Here is a 19,278-nt window from a genome sequence, read left to right on the forward strand (position 1 = left end):
AGCCGAGATGATCGATCGACACGACTACGTAGCCCTCGAGTGGGTCAAGGGAGAGATCGCCGAAACCTTGCAGCAGGCCCGCAAGGCGCTCGAGGCGTTCGTCGACAACCCGCACGACCGTAGCCGCCTGGGTTTCTGCCGGACCTATGTGCACCAAGTCTACGGCACCCTGCAGATGGTGGAGTTCTATGGCGCCGCGCTGCTCGCCGAAGAGATGGAGCTGCTGCTGCAGGCCCTTCACGAAGAGCGGGTGAACAGCTCGGACGAGGCGCTGGAAGTCCTGATGCAGGCCATCTTGCAGGTGCCGCCCTATCTGGACCGGGTCCTCGAGGCCCGCCGCGATCTGCCCCTGGCCATCCTGCCGCTGCTCAACGATCTGCGCTCGGCGCGCGGGGAAAAGCTGCTCTCGGAAACCAGCTTGTTCTCGCCGGATCTGTCCGCCACGCCGCTGTCGCTGAGCGATGCCGAACTGGCCGACCGCGCGGCGCCGGACTGGCTGCCACGCCTGCGCAAGCTGCGCCAGGCGCTGCAGGGCGCCCAGGTCGGACTGTTCCGCGACCGCGACGTCCAGCTGCACCTGGACTATCTGCTGCGGGTCTTCGAGCGGCTGGATCAGCTCTGCGCCGGCTCGCCCTTTGGCGCGCTCTGGCCGGTGGCGGCGGGTCTGACCGAGCTGTTGCAGGCCGGCGAGCTGGACAACAGCAGCTCGATCCGCGGTCTGCTCCGGCAACTGGATCGTGAACTCAAGCGACTCATCAGCGATGGGGTGACCACCCTCAACCAGCCGGCGCCGGCCGATCTGCTGAAGAATCTGCTGTTCTACCTGGCCAAGGCGCCGGTGCAGAGTCCGCGCATCGCCGCGCTCAAGGCGCACTATCGTCTCGACGAGGCCCTGCCGGATGCCGAGCTGGTGGGCTTCGAGCGTTCGCGCATCGTCGGTCCGGATCGCGAAGCCATGCGCTCGGTGGTGACCGCGCTGTGCGAAGAGCTGGTACAGATCAAGGACAGCCTGGACCTTTTCGTGCGCAGCGATCGCCAGCAGCCTGCCAGCCTGCGCGGCCTCCTGGCGCCGCTCAAGCAGATCGCCGATACCCTGGCGGTGCTGGGCTTCGGGCAGCCGCGCAAGGTGGTGCTGGAACAGCACGAAGCCGTGGCCGAACTGGCCGAAGGCGTGCGCGAGGCCAGCGACGCCGCCCTCATGGATATCGCCGGGGCGCTGCTCTATGTCGAAGCCACCCTGGCCGGCATGGTCAGTGGCAACGAGGTCGGCGATGCCGAGGAGAGCCGGCTGCCCACCACCGATATCGATCAGCTGCATCGGGTGGTGGTGCGCGAGGCGCGCAACGGCCTGGAGCAATCCAAGGACGCCATTATCGAGTTCATCGCCTCCCAGTGGAACCATGTCCACCTGGAGTCGGTGCCCCTGCTGCTGACCCAGGTCCGTGGCGGCCTGGCGATGATTCCGCTGGAACGGGCCGCGGCCCAGGTCCAGGCGGCCAACGACTACATCTGCCAGCAGCTGCTGGGCAAGCAGGCCGTGCCCGACTGGCAGAGTCTGGACACCCTGGCCGACGCCATCACCAGCGTCGAGTACTACCTGGAGCGCCTGGCGGAAGACCCGTCCACGCCCCACGACATGATTCTCGACATCGCCGACGAAAGCCTCATCGCCCTCGGCTATCCGCCCAGGGCGGCCGGCGAAGGCGAGGCGGCGGCCGCGCCCCTGGCCTCCGGCGAGGTCGAGCCGCCGGCTCAGGAGCTGCCCGAAGAATTGCCATCGCCGGCGGAGCCGGTGGCCGAAGAGGCGCTGGAACCTACCGCCCTGCCGGTCGAGGAGCCTGCGGACGCCGACGAAGAATTCCTGATCGAATTCGAGCCTGCCGCAGCGCAGGAGCCTCCAACCTCCGCGACCCAGGCCGACGAGCAGGACGCGGCCGCGGTGAGCGATGAAGCGCCGCAGGCCGAGGCCGAGCCGGAGGGTGCAGAGCCCGAGGAGTTGCTGGCCGGCATCGAGCTGGACAGCCTGCCGCCGCCGACCCCCGATGCCGAGGCGATCGCCGAGGTGCTGGCGACGCCGGTCAACCCCATCAATCCTCCGGCGGCGCAGGTGCCGCAGGCGCTGCTGCCGCCCGCGGCCGATGCCGAGCCGGTCGAGGAGGAGCTGCGCGAGGTCTTTATCGAAGAGGCCGGCGAGGTCCAGGCCGAACTGGAGCGCTGGCTGCCGACCTGGCAGGCCGAGCCCGAGCAGCGCACCGCGCTAAGTGAATTGCGGCGCAACTTCCACACCCTCAAGGGCAGTGGCCGCATGGTCCAGGCGCTGGTCATCGGCGAACTGGCCTGGGCGCTGGAGAATCTGTTCAATCGCCGGCTGGATCACAGTGTCGCGCACAGCGCTGCCGTGCAGACGGTGGTCGAGCAGACCTGCGCGCTGCTGCCGGAGCTGGTCGCGGAATACGCCGAGGATCGTCAACGGCAACGTGACGACGTCGACTGGCTGGCCCACGCGGCCCATGCGCTGGCCCGCAACGAAGCCCTGCCTGAGCGAGCGCCGGCCGGTAGCGCGGCCCCGTCCGCGGCAGCTGCGTTGCCCGTGGCAGAACTCGTCGAATCCGCGATTCCTGCACCTGCCGCCGCCGAGGCCGATACCCAGCTGCTGGATATCTTCCGCACCGAAGCCCAGGCGCACTTGGAAACCGTGCGCCGTTTCCTCGAGTCGGCCGACGCCGGCAGTGCCCAGCCGGTCTCCGACAATCTCCTGCGCGCCCTGCACACCCTCAAGGGCAGTGCCCATATGGCGGGCAGTTCGCCGATGGCCGAACTGGCGTCGGCGCTGGAGCGGCTGGCCAAGGAATACAAGCTCGCCCATGTCGCCTTCGCCGAACCCGAGTGCGGCCTGCTCGCCCAGGGCGCCGAGTTGCTGGAGCAGCGACTGGCCGAACTCGACGAAGGGTCGCTGGCGACCCCGCTGGCGGGTGCGGCGGAAGTTATCGCGCGCTGCGAAGGGCTGCTGGAGGAGCTGAATCCCCAGCTGCCGATCCCCGCGGCGCCGCTGCCGGAGCAGCGTGACGTCCTGCGCCTGACCGATTTCCTGATGCCGGCCATGGATCTGCTGCTGGAAGCCGACGAGCGCCTGCATGCCTGGCGCACCGATGGTGATCTGGCTGCCTGCCCGGATCTGCTGGCCGAACGCCTGAACACCTTTGCCGACGGGGCCGCCCGGGTCGGGTTGGCCGATGTCGAGCAACTGGCCGAAGCCCTGCAGGTGGTCTATGCCGCCGCGGCGAGCGGTTCGCTGCCCGCCGATGCGGCCTTCTTCCGCGAGGCGGAAGAGGCCCAGGAAGCCCTGATCAGCATGCTCAATCAGCTGGCCGGTGGCATGCGGGCGACGCCCAGCGAGGAACGCATCCAGGGCCTGCGCGGCCTGCTGGCCGGCATTCTCGCCGGGTTGCCCATGGCGGACACCAGCCTGCTGGCCGAGCCCGAACCCGAAGAGCTCTTCGATCCGGCAACGGCCACGCCGGTGGCACCTGAGCTGGCGCTGGACGTCGAACTACCCGCCGAAGCCGAAGCCGAAGCCGAAGCCGAAGCCGAAGCCGAAGCCGAAGCCGAAGCCGAGCCTGACCTCAAGCTGCCGGAAGAGCCGCAAGAGCCGCAAGAGCCGCAAGAGCCGCAAGAGCCGCAGCCGCTGGTAGCAGACAGCGAGCCGGTGGCGGTCGAGCCCGAGGCTGCCGAGCCCGTCGATCCGGAAATGCAGCTGATCTTCCTTGAAGAGGCCCAGGATCTGCTGGACAGCGCCGACCGGGCGCTGAAACGCTGGCTGGTGGAGCCGCAGCAGCGCTTCCACCTCGGCACCCTGCAGCGCGATCTGCATACCCTCAAGGGCGGCGCCCACCTCGCCGGGGTGGCGCCGGTCGCGCACCTGGCCACGGAGCTGGACGCCATCTACGAAGGCCTGCTCGACGGCCGTCTCGCCGGCGGTGCCGAACTGGCCCAGCCCCTGCGCGATGCCCATGGCTGCCTGGCGGCGCAACTCGAAGAGCTGGCGGCGGGGGAGCCGGTCAGCGAGCATGCCGACCAGGTCGAGCGCCTGCAGCGGATCCGTAGCGGTCATCTCGATGACCTGCCGGCGCTGGACGACAGCGGATCGGCCCCGGGCGAGCCCGCGCTCGGCGAATCGCTCGCGGACCACCCGGCGGACGCCGAGTCCGCGCTCCTGGAGCCGGTGCCCATGGCGGCCGCGCCGGCGGCGGAAGGTCCCGACGCCGAGTTGCTGGCCATCTACATCGAAGAGAGTCGCGACCTGCTCGACAGCATGGCGACCTCGCTGCGCGCCTGGGAAGCCGAGCCGCACAACAGTCTCGAACTGGAATCCCTGCTGCGCGACCTGCACACCCTCAAGGGCGGTGCGCGGCTGGCCGAGGTGGATGCCATCGGCGATCTCGCCCATGCCCTGGAGGCCTTCTACGAAGGACTGGCGCGCGGACGGATCAAGCCCGGCGCGGACCTGGGCGACCTGCTGCAGCGCTGCCATGACCGCCTGCACGAGCAACTCGAAGCCCTAGCCCGGGGCGAGACCCCGGTCCCGGCCGCCGATCTCATCGCGGCCTTGCGCGACTACCGCGGCGAGCCACTGGCGACCGGCGTGACTGCCGCGGCCGTGGTGGCGGCACCGGTCTTCGATGCCGACACCGATGCGGAAATCCTCGAGATCTTCATCGAGGAAGCCCAGGATCTGCTGGTCAGCATGGACGAGGCCCTGGCGGACTGGTCGGCCGCGCCCGATGTGGCGGTGGACGAATTGCTGCGCTGCCTGCATACCCTCAAGGGTGGCGCGCGCCTGGCCGGTCTGCACGGCCTGGGCGAGCAGGCCCATGAACTGGAACAGCAACTGGCGGAATTGCGCTCGCTCGCCGTGGGGCTGAGCGAGGGCGACCGCGAGCGGGTACGCGCCCTGGCGACCCAGGGCGTCGACGGGCTGCAACTGGCGGTCGCCCAGCTGTCGCTGCCGGCCGCCGCCCAGGCGAATGCGGCGGCCGAGCCGGTCGAGACGCCCGAGGCCGAACCGGACGTCGTGCGCGAGGCTGAGCAGCCACCGGTCGCGGACGTCGCCGAGGAGGAAGCGCCTGCCGACCCGGACGTCGAGCCCGCCGTCGAGGGCCTGCCTGTTGCCCTGCCTGAGCAAGACAGCGCGGCGGCCCCCGTCATGGTCGCGGTCGAGACACCCGCGGCCCCAGTGGCGCCACTGCCCTTCGTGCAACGCCTGCAGCAGGTCCGTCAGCAGGCGGCGCAGCGGCGTTCGTCCCAGGAGCTGGTGCGGGTACCGGCCGCGCTGCTGGAGCAGCTGGTCAACCTGGCCGGCGAGACCTCGATCTTCCGCGGTCGCGTCGAACAGCAGGTCAGCGACATCGGCACCACCCTCGGCGAGATGGAAGCCACCATCGAGCGGGTGCGCGATCAGCTGCGCCGGCTGGATACCGAGACCCAGGCGCAGATCATCAGTCGTCACCACGAAGACGTGGATCGCGCCGGCTACGAGGATTTCGACCCCCTGGAGCTGGATCGCTATTCCCAGCTGCAGCAGCTGTCCCGCGCCCTGTTCGAATCGGCGTCCGACCTCCTGGATCTGAAGAACACCCTGGGCCAGCGCAATCGCGATGCCGAGACCCTGCTGCTGCAACAGGCGCGGGTCAACACCGAGCTGCAGGAAAGCCTCATGCAGACGCGCATGGTGCCTTTCGAGCGCATGGTGCCGCGCCTGCACCGGGTGGTACGCCAGGTCAGCGCCGAACTGGACAAGCCGATCGAGCTCAGGGTCGGCAACGCCGAAGGCGAGCTGGACCGCACGGTGCTCGAGCGGATCATTCCGCCGCTGGAGCACATGCTGCGCAACGCCATCGACCACGGCGTCGAGGACGCCGCCGGACGCCAGCGCGCCGGTAAGCCGGCCGAAGGCGTGATCAGCCTGGATCTGCGCCGCGAAGGTGGCGACATCATTCTGACCCTGGCCGACGACGGCCGTGGCATCGACCTGGCCGCGGTACGCCGCAAGGCCATCGAGCGCGGCCTGATGGCGGAAGACGCGCAGCTCGCCGATGAGGAGCTGCTGCAATTCATCCTCGAATCGGGCTTCTCCACCGCGCCGACCGTCACCCAGATCTCCGGGCGGGGTGTGGGCATGGACGTGGTGCACCAGGAGGTGAAGCAGCTCGGCGGCAACATGGACATCCACAGCGTGGCGGGCGAGGGGACGCGCTTCACCATTCGCCTGCCGTTCACCGTGTCGGTGAACCGCGCGCTCATGGTGCATGCCGGCGACGACCTCTATGCCGTGCCGCTCAACACCATCGAAGGCATCGTGCGGGTGACCGCGGCCGATCTCGAACGCTATTACCGTCCGGGGGCGGGCACCTTCGAATACGGCGGCCAGCACTATGACCTGCGCTACCTGGGGCACCTGCTCGGCAATGGCCAGCAGCCCAAGCTGAGCGGCCAGAGTCTGCCGCTGCCGGTGGTGCTGGTGCGCGCCGCCGAATACGCGGTGGCGGTACAGGTGGATGCGGTGGCCGGTTCGCGGGAGATCGTGGTGAAGAGCCTGGGTCCGCAATTCGCCGGGGTGCCGGGTCTGTCCGGTGCCACCCTGCTGGGGGACGGGCGCGTGGTGGTGATTCTCGACCTGCTGGCGATGATCCGCAGTCAGCGCGCCAGTGGCGAAGAGCTGGCGCGGCTGGCGCAGGGTCCGGCCACTGTGGCCGAGGTCACCCGACCGGCGCTGGTCATGGTGGTCGACGATTCGGTCACGGTGCGCAAGGTCACCAGCCGCCTGCTGGAACGCCACGGCATGGAGGTCTTCACCGCCAAGGATGGAGTGGACGCCATCGCCCAGTTGCAGGAGCGGCAGCCGGACATCCTGCTGCTGGACATCGAGATGCCGCGCATGGACGGCTTCGAGGTGGCGACCCTGGTCCGCCACGATGCGCGCCTCAAGGACCTGCCGATCGTGATGATCACCTCCCGTACCGGGGAAAAACACCGCGAGCGGGCGCTGAGCCTGGGCGTGAACGAATACCTGGGCAAGCCCTACCAGGAGAGCGAACTCCTGGCCCACATCCATCGGTTGGTCAGGGAACATGACTGAGATGCACACCGCCCGCGTCGCCATCCTGGCCGATAGTCCGCTGCAGCGTCACGTACTGCAGCAGGTGCTGGCCGACAATGGCTATCACGTCGTCCTCAACAGCGATCCGGAGCGCTTCGACGAAGCGGCCTGGCCCACAGTCGCGACCGACCTGTGGCTGATCGACCTGAGCCAGACCGAGGAATCACCGCTGGTGGACGCGCTGCTGGAGGGGGCCGAGGTGCCCATCCTGTTCGGCGAAGGCCAGGCGCCGGAGCGCTTCACCGATCCTTTCACCCAGTGGGAGAAGCGCCTGATCGGCAAGCTCAAGCGGCTGATCGGCGATCCGGTGGCGGCGGTGGGTCCGGCCCTGGAGACCCTGCTGCAGGACCAGCCGCGACCGCCGCGCCTGACCCTGCCGGAACCCCTGGCCAATCTGCCGCTGCCCGCCGGCGATCCGGCTCCCGAGGTCTGGTTGCTGGCGGCCTCCCTGGGCGGTCCGGCGGCGGTGAAGGCCTTTCTCGACGCCTTGCCGGGCGGTCTGCCGGTCGGTTTCCTCTATGCGCAGCACATCGGTGACGGCTTTGCCGCCAACCTGCTGCGCGCGGTCGGCCGGCACAGTCAGTGGCACATCCAGGGCGTGCGCCCGGGTGAGCCGGTGCGCTGTGGCGAGGTGGTGGTGGTGCCGACCCAGCAGGAGCTTACCTTCCGGGCCAACGGCGCCCTGGACATCGTCGAGCGCGCCTGGCCCGAGCCCCATACGCCGTCGATCAGCCAGATGATGCTTAACCTGGCGCAGCACTTCGGCGCCCGCTGCGGGGTCATCGTGTTCAGCGGCATGGGCAACGACGGCACCGCCTCGGCGCCCTATGTGCGGCGGCGCGGTGGCACGCTCTGGACCCAGTCGGCGAGCACCTGCATCGCCCCGAGCATGCCGGAAAGCCTGCGCGAATCGGGTCTCGCGACCCTTACCGCCGATCCCCGCGGCCTGGCCGAAGCCCTGGTGGCGCGCCTGGCCGAGCAGCAAAGCTGAAGGAATCTCCCATGTCGACCGCCGCGCCCGCCGAACACCTGACCGGTCTGCTGCTGACCCTGGCCGATCGCACCCTGCTGCTGCCCAACGCGGCGGTGGCCGAGCTGGTGCCCTGTCGCGAGATCCGGCCACTGCCGGTGCAACCCGACTGGTGCCTGGGCCAGGTCGCCTGGCGCGACCTGCGTCTGCCGCTGATCAGTTTCGAGGCGCTGTCCAGTGGCAGCGCCGCGCAATTCGATGGCGATCGCCATGCGCGGGTGGCCATCCTCAACGCCCTGGGCGGGCGTGAGCGGGTGCGCTTCCTGGCCCTGCTGATCCGCAGCATTCCGCGCTCGTTGCGCATCACCCCCGAGCTGGTCGCCGCCGAGGTACCCCTGGCCGCCCTGGAACTGGGCGCCGTGGCCTACGAAGGCGGCACGGCGCGCATTCCCGATCTGATCGGGGTGGAAGAGCGCCTCGCCGTCGCGGGCGTCTTCTAGTCCTTGCGGATCAGGCGCAGGGCGCCGTCTTCGTCACGGCTGATGCCGACGCCGCGGTAGTCGGCCAGGGTCGGCAGCCCCAGGTCCAGCGGCTGGCGATGGGTCGCGGTGATGGCCACCGCATCGGCGCCGGCGGCCTTGGCCGCGGCAAAGCCGGCGTGGGCATCCTCGAACACCAGGCAGTCGCCGATCGCCACCCCCAGCTTGCGCGCACCCGCCAGGAAACAGTCCGGCGCGGGCTTGCCCTGGGTGACGTCTTCGGCGCAGATCATCACCGGCGGCAGGGCCATGCCGGCCGCGGCGAGCCGCACTTCGGCCAGCCGGCGCGAGGCCGAGGTGACCAGCGCCCAGCTGCCGGCCGGCAGGCTGGCGAGAAAGGCCGCGGCACCGGGGATTTCCTGGATATCGGCGACGTCGGCGATCTCCAGTTCGGTGATGGCGCGGGTCTCGGCGTCGATGTCCGCGCCCGCCGGGGCGAAGCGCTTGACCGTCTCCACCGCCCGCACCCCGTGCATCACGGCGAGGACGTCCGCCGGATCGAGGCCATGGCCGAGGGCCCAGGTGCTCCAGGCGCGTTCGGCGGAGGCCACGCTGGTGAGCAGGGTACCGTCCATGTCGAACAGGAAGGCGGCGTAGGGGCGAGAGGGCAGGGTCATCCGGGGCTCCAAAACTATCCGTGGGGAAAGGGACGGACCGCCGCGGGGCAGCGGTCCGGGGGCAGGTCAGGGGGTCTGGAAATCACCCCAGAGTTGCTGGGCCACGCTCAGGGCCACCACCGGCGCGGTCTCGGTGCGCAGCACCCGCGGCCCCAGGCGGGCCGGCTGGAAACCGGCGGCGCGGGCGGCCGTGACTTCGGTCTCGCTCAGGCCGCCTTCCGGCCCGATCAGCAGGGCCAGGCGGGTGGGGCGGGCATGGCTTTCCAGGGGCTCGGCCACCGGGTGCAGGACCAGCTTGAGATCGGCGTCCAGCCCGGCCTGCCAGTCGGCCAGCAACTGCGGTGGATGGATCAGCGGCACCGTGGAGCGACCGCACTGTTCGCAGGCGCTGATGGCGACCTGGCGCCAGTGCTGCAGGCGCTTGTCGGCGCGTTCGTCCTTGAGGCGCACCTCGCAGCGCTCGCTGACCAGCGGGGTGATCTCGGCCACCCCCAGCTCGGTGGCCTTCTGGATCGCCCAGTCCATGCGCTCGCCGCGGGACAGGCCCTGGCCGAGGTGGATCCGCAATGGCGAATCGGGTTGGCCGGGCAGTTCCTCGGTGAGCTCGACGCTGAGGGTCTTCTTGCCCACCTCGGCGACCTGGCCGAGGTATTCGCGGCCGCTGCCGTCGAACAGTTGCACGGCATCCCCCGGCGCCAGGCGCAGCACGCGGCCCAGGTAGTGGGCCTGGGCCTCGGGCAGGTCGAGACGGCCGAGGGCCAGGGGCAGGTCGAGGTGGCAGCGGGTGAGACGCATGGCGGACTCCAGATCAGCCGGGATCGCGGTGGTTGGGGTGCAGGTCGCTCAGGGCGACGCTGACCGAGGTGCGGGTGGCGAGGTCGATGCCTTCGCTCGCCACCTCGGCGAGGAAGTCGATCTGCTCGGGAGTGATGACGTAAGGCGGCAGGAAGTAGACCACGTTGCCCAGCGGCCGCAACAGGGCGCCGCGGGAGAGGGCGTGCTGGTAGACGGCCAGGCCGCGGCGCTCCTGCCAGGGGTAGGGCGTGCGGCGGGCCTTGTCGGCGGTCATCTCGATGGCCAGGGCCATGCCGGTCTGGCGCACCTCGCCGACCTGGGGATGCTCGGCCAGGTGCGCGGTGGCCTCGGCCATGCGCCGGGCCAGGGGCTTGTTGGCTTCGATGATGTCGTCCTGGGCAAAGATGTCCAGGGTCGCCAGGGCGGCGGCGCAGGCCAGCGGATTGCCGGTGTAGCTGTGGGAATGCAGGAAGGCGCGCAGGGTGTGGTAGTCGTCGTAGAAGGCCTGGTAGACCGCATCGGTGGTCAGGCAGGCGGCCAGCGGCAGGTAGCCGCCGGTCAGGGCCTTGGACAGGCAGAGGAAATCCGGACGGATACCGGCCTGTTCGCAGGCGAACATCGTCCCGGTGCGACCGAAGCCCACGGCGATCTCGTCGTGGATCAGGTGCACGCCATAGCGATCGCAGGCCTCGCGCAGGAGGCGCAGATAGACCGGGTGGTACATGCGCATGCCGGTGGCGCCCTGGATCAGCGGCTCGACGATGACCGCGGCGACGCTCTGGTGGTGCTCGGCCAGGGTGCGCTCCATGTGCGCGAACATCTGCCGCGAATGCTCTTCCCAGCCCATGCCTTCGGGGCGCAGGTAGCAATCGGGGCTCGGCACCTTGAGGGTGTCCAGCAACAGGCCCTGGTAGGTCTCGGTGAACAGCGCCACGTCGCCCACCGACATGGCCGCCACCGTCTCGCCGTGGTAGCTGTTGGTCAGGGTGACGAAGCGGCGCTTTTCCGGCTGGCCCACGTTGCGCCAGTAGTGGTAGCTCATCTTCAGGGCCACCTCGATGCACGAGGAGCCGTTGTCGGCATAGAACACCCGGTCGAGACCGGCCGGGGTCAGGGCGACCAGGCGCTCGGACAATTCGATCACCGGCTGGTGGCTGAAGCCGGCGAGGATGACGTGCTCCAGCTGGTCGACCTGGGCCTTGATGCGGTCGTTGATGCGCGGATTGGCGTGGCCGAAGACATTGACCCACCAGGAACTGACGGCGTCCAGGTAGCGCTTGCCGTCGAAGTCTTCCAGCCAGACGCCTTCGCCGCGGCGGATCGGGATCACCGGCAACTGCTCGTGATCCTTCATCTGGGTGCAGGGGTGCCAGAGCACCTCCAGGTCACGGCGCATCCAGTCGTGATTGGTCATTGGCGGTCTCCTGGCGACGGGCCCGGCGATAAAAAGGGGGCGCAAGCCTAAGCCAGGGCGCGCGACGGGAGCAAGGCGCGGGCCGATTGCCGGTCGTGGCGCCGTCTGGTTGCCCCGGGGCCGCTGGCGTATGCTGCGCCACCGCCGTTTCCCGGTCCCAGGAGTCTAGAAAAGATGTCGTCGCGTTGGACAGGTTTTACCGTCTGCTTGGCAGCCGGCGTATTCGCTACCAGCCTGAGCGCAGGCGCTGCCGAGAAGGCCCATAAAGAGTCGCACAAGGCGCCGGAAAAGGCTGCCGCGGCGCCCGTCGCGCCCAGTGGTCCCTCGGTGATCGTGGTCGGTGCCGGCATGGCCGGTCTGGCCTCGGCCTATGAACTGCAGCAGGCCGGCTGGAACGTGACCCTGCTGGAAGCCGGCGCGCGCGTCGGCGGTCGCTCCGGTCTCGCCTCCAGCGAATGGATCGGCGACACCAAGGCCCAGCCGGTGCTCAACCACTACCTGGACACCTTCAAGCTCAAGACCGTGGACGCGCCGTCCTTCGTGCGCACCCCGGGCTATCTGGTCGACGGCCAGTACTATTCCCAGGACGACCTGGTGCAGAAGATGCCGGCCGTGGCCGATGCCCTGAAGCGCGTCGACAAGTCCCTGGACGACCTGGCCGCCGCCATCAGCGATCCGCTGCAGCCGACCGCCACCCCGACCCTGCACGCCCTCGACCAGATCAACGCCGCCACCTGGCTGGACAAGCAGAATCTGCCGCCGGTGGCCCGCCAACTGATCAACCAGCGCATCCGCGTGCGCTATGACGAGCCCTCGCGGCTGTCGCTGCTCTATCTGGCCCAGCAGACCCGCGTCTATCGCGGCGTCGAGGACAAGGACCTGCGCGCCTCGCGCCTGCCCGGCGGCAGCGACGTCCTGGCCCAGGCCTTCGTCAAGCAGATCAAGACGATCAAGACCGACAGCAAGGTGTCGAGCATCGTCCAGGATCCGAGCGGCGTGACGGTCAAGGCCGGCGCCAATGGCTACAAGGCCGACTACGTGGTGATGGCGGTGCCGCTGCGCGCCCTTGGTCAGGTGCAGATGACCCCGGCGCTGGACGCCACCCAGCAGGCCGCCATCAAGGGCACCACCTACGGCTGGCGCGACCAGATCCTGCTCAAGTTCAAGACCCCGGTATGGGACAGCAAGTCGCGCATGAGCGGCGAGATCTACAGCGACCAGGGGCTGGGCATGCTGTGGGTGGAGCCGGACGTCAAGGGCGGCGCCAATGTGCTGGTCAACCTGGCCGGCGACAGCGCGCGCCTGGTGCAGGCCTTCGGCGACAAGCAGATGGTCGATCAGGTGCTGATTCGCTTCCATGCCCTCTATCCCAAGGCGCGCGGTGCCTTCTCCGGCTACGAAGTCCGTCGCTACAGCCGCGATCCGGGCGTGGGCGGTGCCTATCTGGCCTATGGTCCGGGCCAGATCACCCGCTACTGGCGGCTGTGGGAAAAGCCCACCGGCCGGGTGATCTTTGCTGGCGAGCACACCGATCCGCTGCATCCGGGCACCCTGGAAGGGGCCCTGGCCAGCGGTCAGCGCGCCGCCGGCCAGGTCCGCGACCTCAAGGCCGGCAAGGCCGTGGTGCCGGTCGTCGCCAGCGCCAAGGCCCCGGCTCAGCCGGCTGCCGCGCCCAAGGCCGCCGACGCCGCGCCGGCCAAGGACAGTGGCGAGCACGGCTTCTTCTGGAAGCTGTTCCACTGGTCGTTCTGATCCAGACCCGCGCCGGGAGGCTGCCCCTGCGCAGCCTCCCGGCCGCAGCGGACGGGGCCTCCATGCGCCGTCCGATCCATCGATTCCTTCGATATTGATTCGACACTTTTTCCGCTTTCCATCGATACGTTTGCGGCTAGGCTTAGGCAAAGCTTTTTCAGGAGAGAAAAGCGATGCACTGGCGCAACGATGGCCTTCGCTACGGTCTGGTAAGTCTGGTTCTGCATTGGGTCATGGCCCTGGCGATCGTCGCCATGTTCGCCTCCGGCCTGTGGATGCGCACCCTGGACTACTACGACACCTGGTACCACACCGCCCCCGAACTGCATAAGAGCGCCGGCATCCTCCTGCTGATCGCCCTGGTGCTGCGCCTGCTCTGGCGCCTGGTCAGTCCGCCGCCGCCGGTGGAGGGCAGCCCCCTGGTGCGCCGCGCCGCCGGGGCCGGGCACTTCCTGCTCTATGCCTTGATGCTCAGCGTCATGGTAGCCGGCTATCTGATCTCCACCGCCGATGGTGTGGCCATCGATGTCTTCGGCTGGTTCAAGGTGCCGGCGACCCTGAGCGGCTTGCCGGACCAGGCCGATACCGCCGGCAAGATCCACCTCTGGTTCGCCTGGACGCTGATCGTCCTGGCCGGCCTGCACGTGCTGGCCGCGCTCAAGCACCATTTCGTCGATCGCGACGGCACCCTGGTGCGCATGCTCGGCCGGGTCCATACCCCTTCCTGATGTTCGCTTCCCACCACCACATGGAGCTCCATCCAATGCTGAAGAAAACCGTTGCCGCCCTGGCCCTGGGTACCGCTCTGCTGGGCGCCGGCCAGGCCATGGCCGCCGATTACAAGATCGACAAGCAGGGCCAGCACGCCTTCATCCAGTTCCGCATCCAGCACCTGGGCTACAGCTGGCTGTACGGCACCTTCAAGGACTTCGACGGCAACTTCAGCTTCGATGCCAAGGATCCGTCCGCCGACAAGATCAAGGTGACCATCAACACCGACAGCGTCGACACCAACCACGCCGAGCGTGACAAGCACCTGCGCAGTGCCGACTTCCTCAACGTCGCCGCCCATCCCCAGGCCAGCTTCGAATCCACCAAGGTCACCCCCACCGGCGACGGCACCGCCGACGTCACCGGCAACCTGACCCTGAACGGCGTGACCAAGCCGGTCACCATCAAGGCCCACTTCATGGGCGAGGGCAAGGATCCGTGGGGCGGCTACCGCGCCGGCTTCGAGGGCACCACCACCCTCAAACTCAAGGATTTCAACATCCAGAAGGACCTCGGTCCGAAGTCCCAGGAAGTGGAATTCATGCTGTCCTTCGAAGGCGTGCGCCAGTAACGGGACGCCCTCAGGTTGTAACCAAAGATGCCGGATTCGTCCGGCATTTTTATGCCTGGTCGTTTTTGGCGACGAGGCGGGCGCCAGAGGAATCCCCCGGCAGAACTCGCCTTCAGCCTGATGGTCTGCTACCGAGGTCGGTCGTCTGGGCCTGATGTCGTAGGAATAACCGTTTTCACGAGGCGCCGGAGCCGCCGGCGAGATACCCGAGCATGGCGCTTGGGTTATTTACAAACAGTCGTGAACGTAAGTATATTTGTCTGATAATAATTCCTATGCTCGAGCCGGTGCGGATCCACAAGGCGCGCTGCGCATGCTCATTTCCCCGCTTTCAAGGACTTTTGATATGCAGATCAAGCCGGCGCATGCCTTTTTCGCCCCCGCCCTGCTGGCCGTGGCCCTGGCCCTGGGCGCCTGCGGCAAGCAGGACAACAAGGACCAGCAGCAGCAACAGCAGCAGAAGCCCGCGGAGGTCGGGGTGGTGACGATGCAACCCCGCACCGTGACCCTCACCGACGAACTGCCCGGGCGCACCTCGGCCTTCCGCATCGCCGAGGTCCGTCCCCAGGTCAGCGGCATCCTGCTCAAGCGCTACTTCACCGAGGGCGCCGACGTGAAGGCCGGCACCCAGCTCTATCAAATCGATCCGCGCACCTACGAAGCCAACGTCAACTCGGCCAAGGCCTCGCTGGCCCAGGCCCAGGCGACCCTGGCCTCCAACCGGCTCAAGGCCCAGCGCTATGGCGCCCTGGTCAAGGAGCAGGCGATCAGCAAGCAGGAAGCCGACGACGCCCTGTCCATGCAGCGGCAGAACGAAGCCCAGGTGGAATCGGCGAGAGCCGCCCTGCGCAACGCCGAGATCAACCTGGCCTACACCAAGGTCGCCGCGCCGATTTCCGGCCGCATCGGGCGCTCGATGATGACCGAAGGCGCCCTGGTCACCGCCGACCAGACCACCGCCCTGACCAGCATCACCCAGCTCGATCCCATCTATGTCGACGTGACCCAGTCCGCCACCGACCTGCTGCGCCTGCGCCGTGAACTGGACAGCGGTCAGCTGCAGCGCGTGCAGGGCGAGAACGCCGCCGAGGTCAAGCTGATGCTGGAAGACGGCAGTGCCTACAGCCGTCCCGGCAAGCTCAAGTTCGCCGAGGTCTCGGTGGATCAGGGCACCGGCTCGGTGACCATCCGTGCCGAATTCCCCAACCCCGACAAGCTGCTGCTGCCCGGCATGTTCGTGCGTGCCCAGCTGCAGTCCGGCGTTCGCCAGAATGCCCTGCTGGTGCCGCAACAGGGCGTGACCCGCGACATCAAGGGCCAGCCCACCGCCATGGTGGTCAACGGCGAAGGCAAGGTCGAGCAGCGGATCCTCAAGACCGAGCGTACCGTGGGCTCCGACTGGCTGGTCACCGACGGCCTGAAGGCGGGTGACAAGGTCATCACCGAGGGCCTGCAGAAGATCAAGCCGGGCGCCACCGTCACCACCAAGCCGGCGAGCAACATCGCCTCCGCCGAGCAGAAGCCGGCGGGTCAGGCTCAGTAAGGGGAGCGCCCGATGTCCAAGTTCTTCATCGACCGGCCCATCTTCGCCTGGGTGATCGCCCTGGTGATCATGCTCGCCGGTATCCTGTCGATCCTCAATCTGCCGATCAACCAGTACCCGAACATCGCCGCCCCGGCGGTCTCGATCCAGGTGAGCTACCCGGGCGCCTCGGCGCAGACGGTGCAGGATACCGTGGTCCAGGTCATCGAGCAGCAGATGAACGGGATCGACAACCTCAGGTACATCTCCTCGGAGTCCAACTCCGATGGCAGCATGACCATCATCGTGACCTTCAACCAGGGCACCAACTCCGACATCGCCCAGGTTCAGGTGCAGAACAAGCTGCAGCTGGCGACGCCGCTGCTGCCGCAGGAAGTGCAGCAGCAGGGCATGCGCGTGGCCAAGTACCAGCGCAACTTCATGATGGTGGTGGGCCTGGTCTCCATGGACGGCTCCCTGACCAAGGAAGACCTGTCCAACTACATCGTTTCCAACATGCGCGATCCCATCGCGCGGACCAGCGGTGTGGGTGACTTCCAGGTGTTCGGTGCCCAGTACGCCATGCGCATCTGGCTGGATCCGCAGAAGCTGGTGAAGTACCAGCTGACGCCGGTCGACGTCAGCAGCGCCATCCAGAGCCAGAACGTGCAGATCGCCTCCGGTCAGCTCGGCGGCCTGCCGGCGGTGCCGGGACAACAGCTCAACGCCACCATCATCGGCAAGACCCGCCTGACCAGCGTCGAGGAATTCGGCAAGATCTTCCTCAAGGTCGATCAGAGCGGCGCCCAGGTGCGCCTGCGCGACGTGGCACGGGTGGAGCTGGGGGGCGAGAACTATTCCATCGACGCCCAGTTCGACGGCAAGCCGGCCTCCGGCATGGCCCTGCGTCTGGCCACCGGGGCCAACGCCCTGGACACCGCCAAGGCGGTCCGCGCCACCATCGAGCGGCTCAAGCCGTTCATGCCGCCGGGCATGGAAGTGGTCTATCCCTATGACACCACCCCGGTGGTGACCGCCTCCATCCACGAGGTGGTCAAGACCCTGGGCGAGGCGATCCTGCTGGTGTTCCTGGTGATGTTCCTGTTCCTGCAGAACTTCCGGGCCACCCTGATCCCCACCATCGCCGTACCCGTGGTTCTGCTGGGCACCTTCGCGGTGCTGCTGGCCGCCGGTTTCACCATCAACATCCTGACCATGTTCGGCATGGTGCTCGCCATCGGCCTGCTGGTGGACGATGCCATCGTGGTGGTGGAAAACGTCGAGCGGGTGATGGCCGAGGAGGGGCTCTCGCCCAAGGAGGCGACGCGCAAGTCCATGGGCCAGATCCAGGGCGCCCTGGTCGGTATCGCCATGGTGCTGTCGGCGGTGTTCGTGCCCATGGCCTTCTTTGGCGGCTCCACCGGGGTGATCTATCGCCAGTTCTCCATCACCATCGTTTCCTCGATGGTGCTCTCGGTGCTGGTGGCCCTGATCCTGACCCCGGCGCTGTGCGCCACCCTGCTCAAGCCGGTCAAGCAGGGGCACCACGAGAAGCGCGGTTTCTTCGGCTGGTTCAACCGCAAGTTCGAGAGCGGTCAGCACCGCTACGAGCGCAGCGTGGCCGCGGTGATCCGCCACAAGGTGCCCTTCCTGCTGCTGTACCTGCTGATCGTCGGCGTCATGGTGTTCCTGTTCACCCGCATCCAGTCGTCCTTCCTGCCGGAAGAGGACCAGGGCGTGATCTTCGCCCAGGTCACCACGCCGCCGGGCTCCAGTGCCGAGCGGACGCAGAAGGTGCTCGACACCATGCGCGAGATGATGATGAAGAACGACTCGAGCGCGGTCAGCTCGATGTTCACCGTCAACGGCTTCAACTTCGCCGGTCGCGGCCAGAGCTCGGGCCTGGCGTTCATCCAGCTCAAGCCCTGGGAAGAGCGCCCGGACGCCAAGGACGGGGCCAGTGCCGTGGCCGGTCGGGCCATGGGCTACCTGTCGGGCATCAAGGACGCCATCGTCTACGCCATCGTGCCGCCGGCGGTGCTGGAGCTGGGTAACGCCACCGGCTTCGACTTCTATCTGCAGGACCAGGGCGGCATCGGCCACGAGGCGCTCATGGCCGCGCGCAACCAGCTGCTCGGCATGGCCGCGCAGAATCCCAAGCTGATGCAGACCCGTCCCAACGGCCTCAACGACGAGCCGCAATTCAAGCTCATCGTCGACGACGAGAAGGTGCGCGCCCTGGGGCTGTCGCAGAGCGACGTCAACCAGACGCTGTCCATCGGCTGGGCGTCCAGCTACGTCAACGACTTCATCGACCGCGGTCGGGTGAAGAAGGTGTATCTGCAGGGCGAAGCCAGCGCGCGGATGAATCCCGAGGACTTCAACAAGTGGTACGTGCGCAACAGCGCGGGCGAGATGGTGCCGGTGTCGGCCTTCGCCCGCGGCGAGTGGATCTACGGCTCGCCCAAGCTGGAGCGCTACAACGGCATCTCCTCGCTGGAGATCCTCGGTTCCGCGGCGCCCGGCTACAGCACCGGTGACGCCATGGCCGAGATCGAGCGCATGGCCAAGGACCTGCCGCAGGGCGTGGGTATCGCCTGGACCGGTCTGTCCTACGAGGAGCGGCTGTCGGGCTCCCAGGCGCCGGCCCTCTACGCCCTGTCGCTGCTGGTGGTGTTCCTCTGCCTCGCGGCGCTGTACGAGAGCTGGTCGATCCCGATCGCGGTCATCCTGGTGGTGCCGCTGGGGGTGGTGGGGGCCTTGCTGGCCACCTACTTCCGTGGCCTGGCCAACGACGTCTTCTTCCAGGTCGGTCTGTTGACGACCATCGGTCTGGCGGCGAAGAACGCCATCCTGATCGTGGAATTCGCCAAGGAGCTGCACGAGGGCGGCAAGAACATCGTCGATGCGGCGGTGGAAGCCTCGCGCATGCGTCTGCGGCCCATCATCATGACCTCCATGGCCTTCATCCTGGGCGTGGTGCCCCTGGCGATCTCCTCGGGCGCGAGCTCCGGCAGTCAGCACGCCGTGGGTACCGGCGTGATCGGCGGCATGCTCACCGCCACGATACTGGCGATCTTCTGGATTCCCATGTTCTACGTGGTGGTCAGCAGCCTGTTCAAGGACAAGGCCACCAAGGACCAGGAAGCCCATGGCAAGGAAGGACACTGA

11 protein-coding genes are annotated in these 19,278 nt (G+C 68.0%); 8 read left to right on the top strand and 3 right to left on the bottom strand.

Translation table 11 applies throughout. From position 1 onward, the window contains the following. Positions 1–7 precede the first annotated feature (7 nt). Genes PSEK12I1_RS0122025 through PSEK12I1_RS0122035 form a run of 3 tightly spaced genes read left to right on the top strand, consistent with a single transcriptional unit; the run spans position 8 to position 8,626 of the window. The gene (locus tag PSEK12I1_RS0122025) at positions 8–7,135 is read left to right on the top strand and encodes an Hpt domain-containing protein (RefSeq protein ID WP_027602936.1); all 7,128 of its coding nucleotides are present in this window, start codon (positions 8–10) and stop codon (positions 7,133–7,135) included. Next, on the top strand, positions 7,128–8,147 hold the full coding sequence (locus PSEK12I1_RS0122030; RefSeq protein WP_027602937.1) for a chemotaxis protein CheB: 1,020 nt from the start codon (positions 7,128–7,130) through the stop codon (positions 8,145–8,147). Before PSEK12I1_RS0122025 ends, PSEK12I1_RS0122030 begins: the two co-directional genes overlap by 8 nt. Positions 8,148–8,158: 11 nt before the next feature. Further along, positions 8,159–8,626, top strand: coding sequence for a chemotaxis protein CheW (locus PSEK12I1_RS0122035; protein ID WP_027602938.1), 468 nt, complete (start codon positions 8,159–8,161; stop codon positions 8,624–8,626). On the opposite strand, the gene PSEK12I1_RS0122040 is transcribed toward PSEK12I1_RS0122035, so the two are convergent. From PSEK12I1_RS0122040 to PSEK12I1_RS0122050, 3 genes are all read right to left on the bottom strand, one after another. After that, a complete protein-coding gene (locus tag PSEK12I1_RS0122040) occupies positions 8,623–9,282 on the bottom strand; it encodes an HAD-IA family hydrolase (RefSeq protein WP_027602939.1) in 660 nt (219 codons plus the stop codon). The genes PSEK12I1_RS0122035 and PSEK12I1_RS0122040 overlap by 4 nt on opposite strands. A gap of 66 nt (positions 9,283–9,348) precedes the next feature. After that, positions 9,349–10,077 carry a 16S rRNA (uracil(1498)-N(3))-methyltransferase gene (locus PSEK12I1_RS0122045; RefSeq protein WP_027602940.1) on the bottom strand — a complete coding sequence of 243 codons (729 nt, stop codon included), beginning with the start codon at positions 10,075–10,077 and terminating at the stop codon, positions 9,349–9,351. A 13-nt stretch (positions 10,078–10,090) separates the two neighbouring features. Next, positions 10,091–11,491, bottom strand: a complete 1,401-nt coding sequence (locus tag PSEK12I1_RS0122050; protein WP_027602941.1) for an adenosylmethionine--8-amino-7-oxononanoate transaminase — start codon at positions 11,489–11,491, stop codon at positions 10,091–10,093. Between the two features lie 174 nt (positions 11,492–11,665). On the opposite strand from PSEK12I1_RS0122050, the gene PSEK12I1_RS0122055 reads away from it, so the two are divergent. The 5 genes from PSEK12I1_RS0122055 to PSEK12I1_RS0122075 all read left to right on the top strand — a co-directional run bounded on the left by PSEK12I1_RS0122055 (position 11,666) and on the right by PSEK12I1_RS0122075 (position 19,278). Then, positions 11,666–13,243 carry a flavin monoamine oxidase family protein gene (locus PSEK12I1_RS0122055; RefSeq protein ID WP_037007305.1) on the top strand — a complete coding sequence of 526 codons (1,578 nt, stop codon included), beginning with the start codon at positions 11,666–11,668 and terminating at the stop codon, positions 13,241–13,243. 173 nt (positions 13,244–13,416) lie between these two features. Then, entirely contained in the window at positions 13,417–13,971 is a 555-nt protein-coding gene (locus tag PSEK12I1_RS0122060) for a cytochrome b (RefSeq protein ID WP_027598427.1), read from the top strand. 35 nt (positions 13,972–14,006) lie between these two features. Further along, positions 14,007–14,585: a YceI family protein gene (locus tag PSEK12I1_RS0122065; protein WP_007161692.1), complete on the top strand. Its 579-nt coding sequence runs from the start codon at positions 14,007–14,009 to the stop codon at positions 14,583–14,585. Positions 14,586–14,931: 346 nt separating this feature from the next. Beyond that, the gene (locus tag PSEK12I1_RS0122070; RefSeq protein ID WP_027598428.1) at positions 14,932–16,128 is read left to right on the top strand and encodes an efflux RND transporter periplasmic adaptor subunit; all 1,197 of its coding nucleotides are present in this window, start codon (positions 14,932–14,934) and stop codon (positions 16,126–16,128) included. A gap of 12 nt (positions 16,129–16,140) precedes the next feature. Next, positions 16,141–19,278 (top strand): efflux RND transporter permease subunit, encoded by a 3,138-nt coding sequence (locus tag PSEK12I1_RS0122075; protein WP_027598429.1) that lies wholly within the window; start codon positions 16,141–16,143, stop codon positions 19,276–19,278.

The sequence above is a fragment of the Pseudomonas sp. MOIL14HWK12:I1 genome, assembly GCF_000510705.1.
Lineage (GTDB): Bacteria > Pseudomonadota > Gammaproteobacteria > Pseudomonadales > Pseudomonadaceae > Chryseomonas > Chryseomonas oryzihabitans.

Coding starts and splice junctions, on each gene's coding strand:
- PSEK12I1_RS0122025 (WP_027602936.1), top strand. CDS start 8: ATGATCGATCGACACGACTACGTAGCCCTCGAGTGGGTCAAGGGAGAG.
- PSEK12I1_RS0122030 (WP_027602937.1), top strand. CDS start 7,128: ATGACTGAGATGCACACCGCCCGCGTCGCCATCCTGGCCGATAGTCCG.
- PSEK12I1_RS0122035 (WP_027602938.1), top strand. CDS start 8,159: ATGTCGACCGCCGCGCCCGCCGAACACCTGACCGGTCTGCTGCTGACC.
- PSEK12I1_RS0122040 (WP_027602939.1), bottom strand. CDS start 9,282: ATGACCCTGCCCTCTCGCCCCTACGCCGCCTTCCTGTTCGACATGGAC.
- PSEK12I1_RS0122045 (WP_027602940.1), bottom strand. CDS start 10,077: ATGCGTCTCACCCGCTGCCACCTCGACCTGCCCCTGGCCCTCGGCCGT.
- PSEK12I1_RS0122050 (WP_027602941.1), bottom strand. CDS start 11,491: ATGACCAATCACGACTGGATGCGCCGTGACCTGGAGGTGCTCTGGCAC.
- PSEK12I1_RS0122055 (WP_037007305.1), top strand. CDS start 11,666: ATGTCGTCGCGTTGGACAGGTTTTACCGTCTGCTTGGCAGCCGGCGTA.
- PSEK12I1_RS0122060 (WP_027598427.1), top strand. CDS start 13,417: ATGCACTGGCGCAACGATGGCCTTCGCTACGGTCTGGTAAGTCTGGTT.
- PSEK12I1_RS0122065 (WP_007161692.1), top strand. CDS start 14,007: ATGCTGAAGAAAACCGTTGCCGCCCTGGCCCTGGGTACCGCTCTGCTG.
- PSEK12I1_RS0122070 (WP_027598428.1), top strand. CDS start 14,932: ATGCAGATCAAGCCGGCGCATGCCTTTTTCGCCCCCGCCCTGCTGGCC.
- PSEK12I1_RS0122075 (WP_027598429.1), top strand. CDS start 16,141: ATGTCCAAGTTCTTCATCGACCGGCCCATCTTCGCCTGGGTGATCGCC.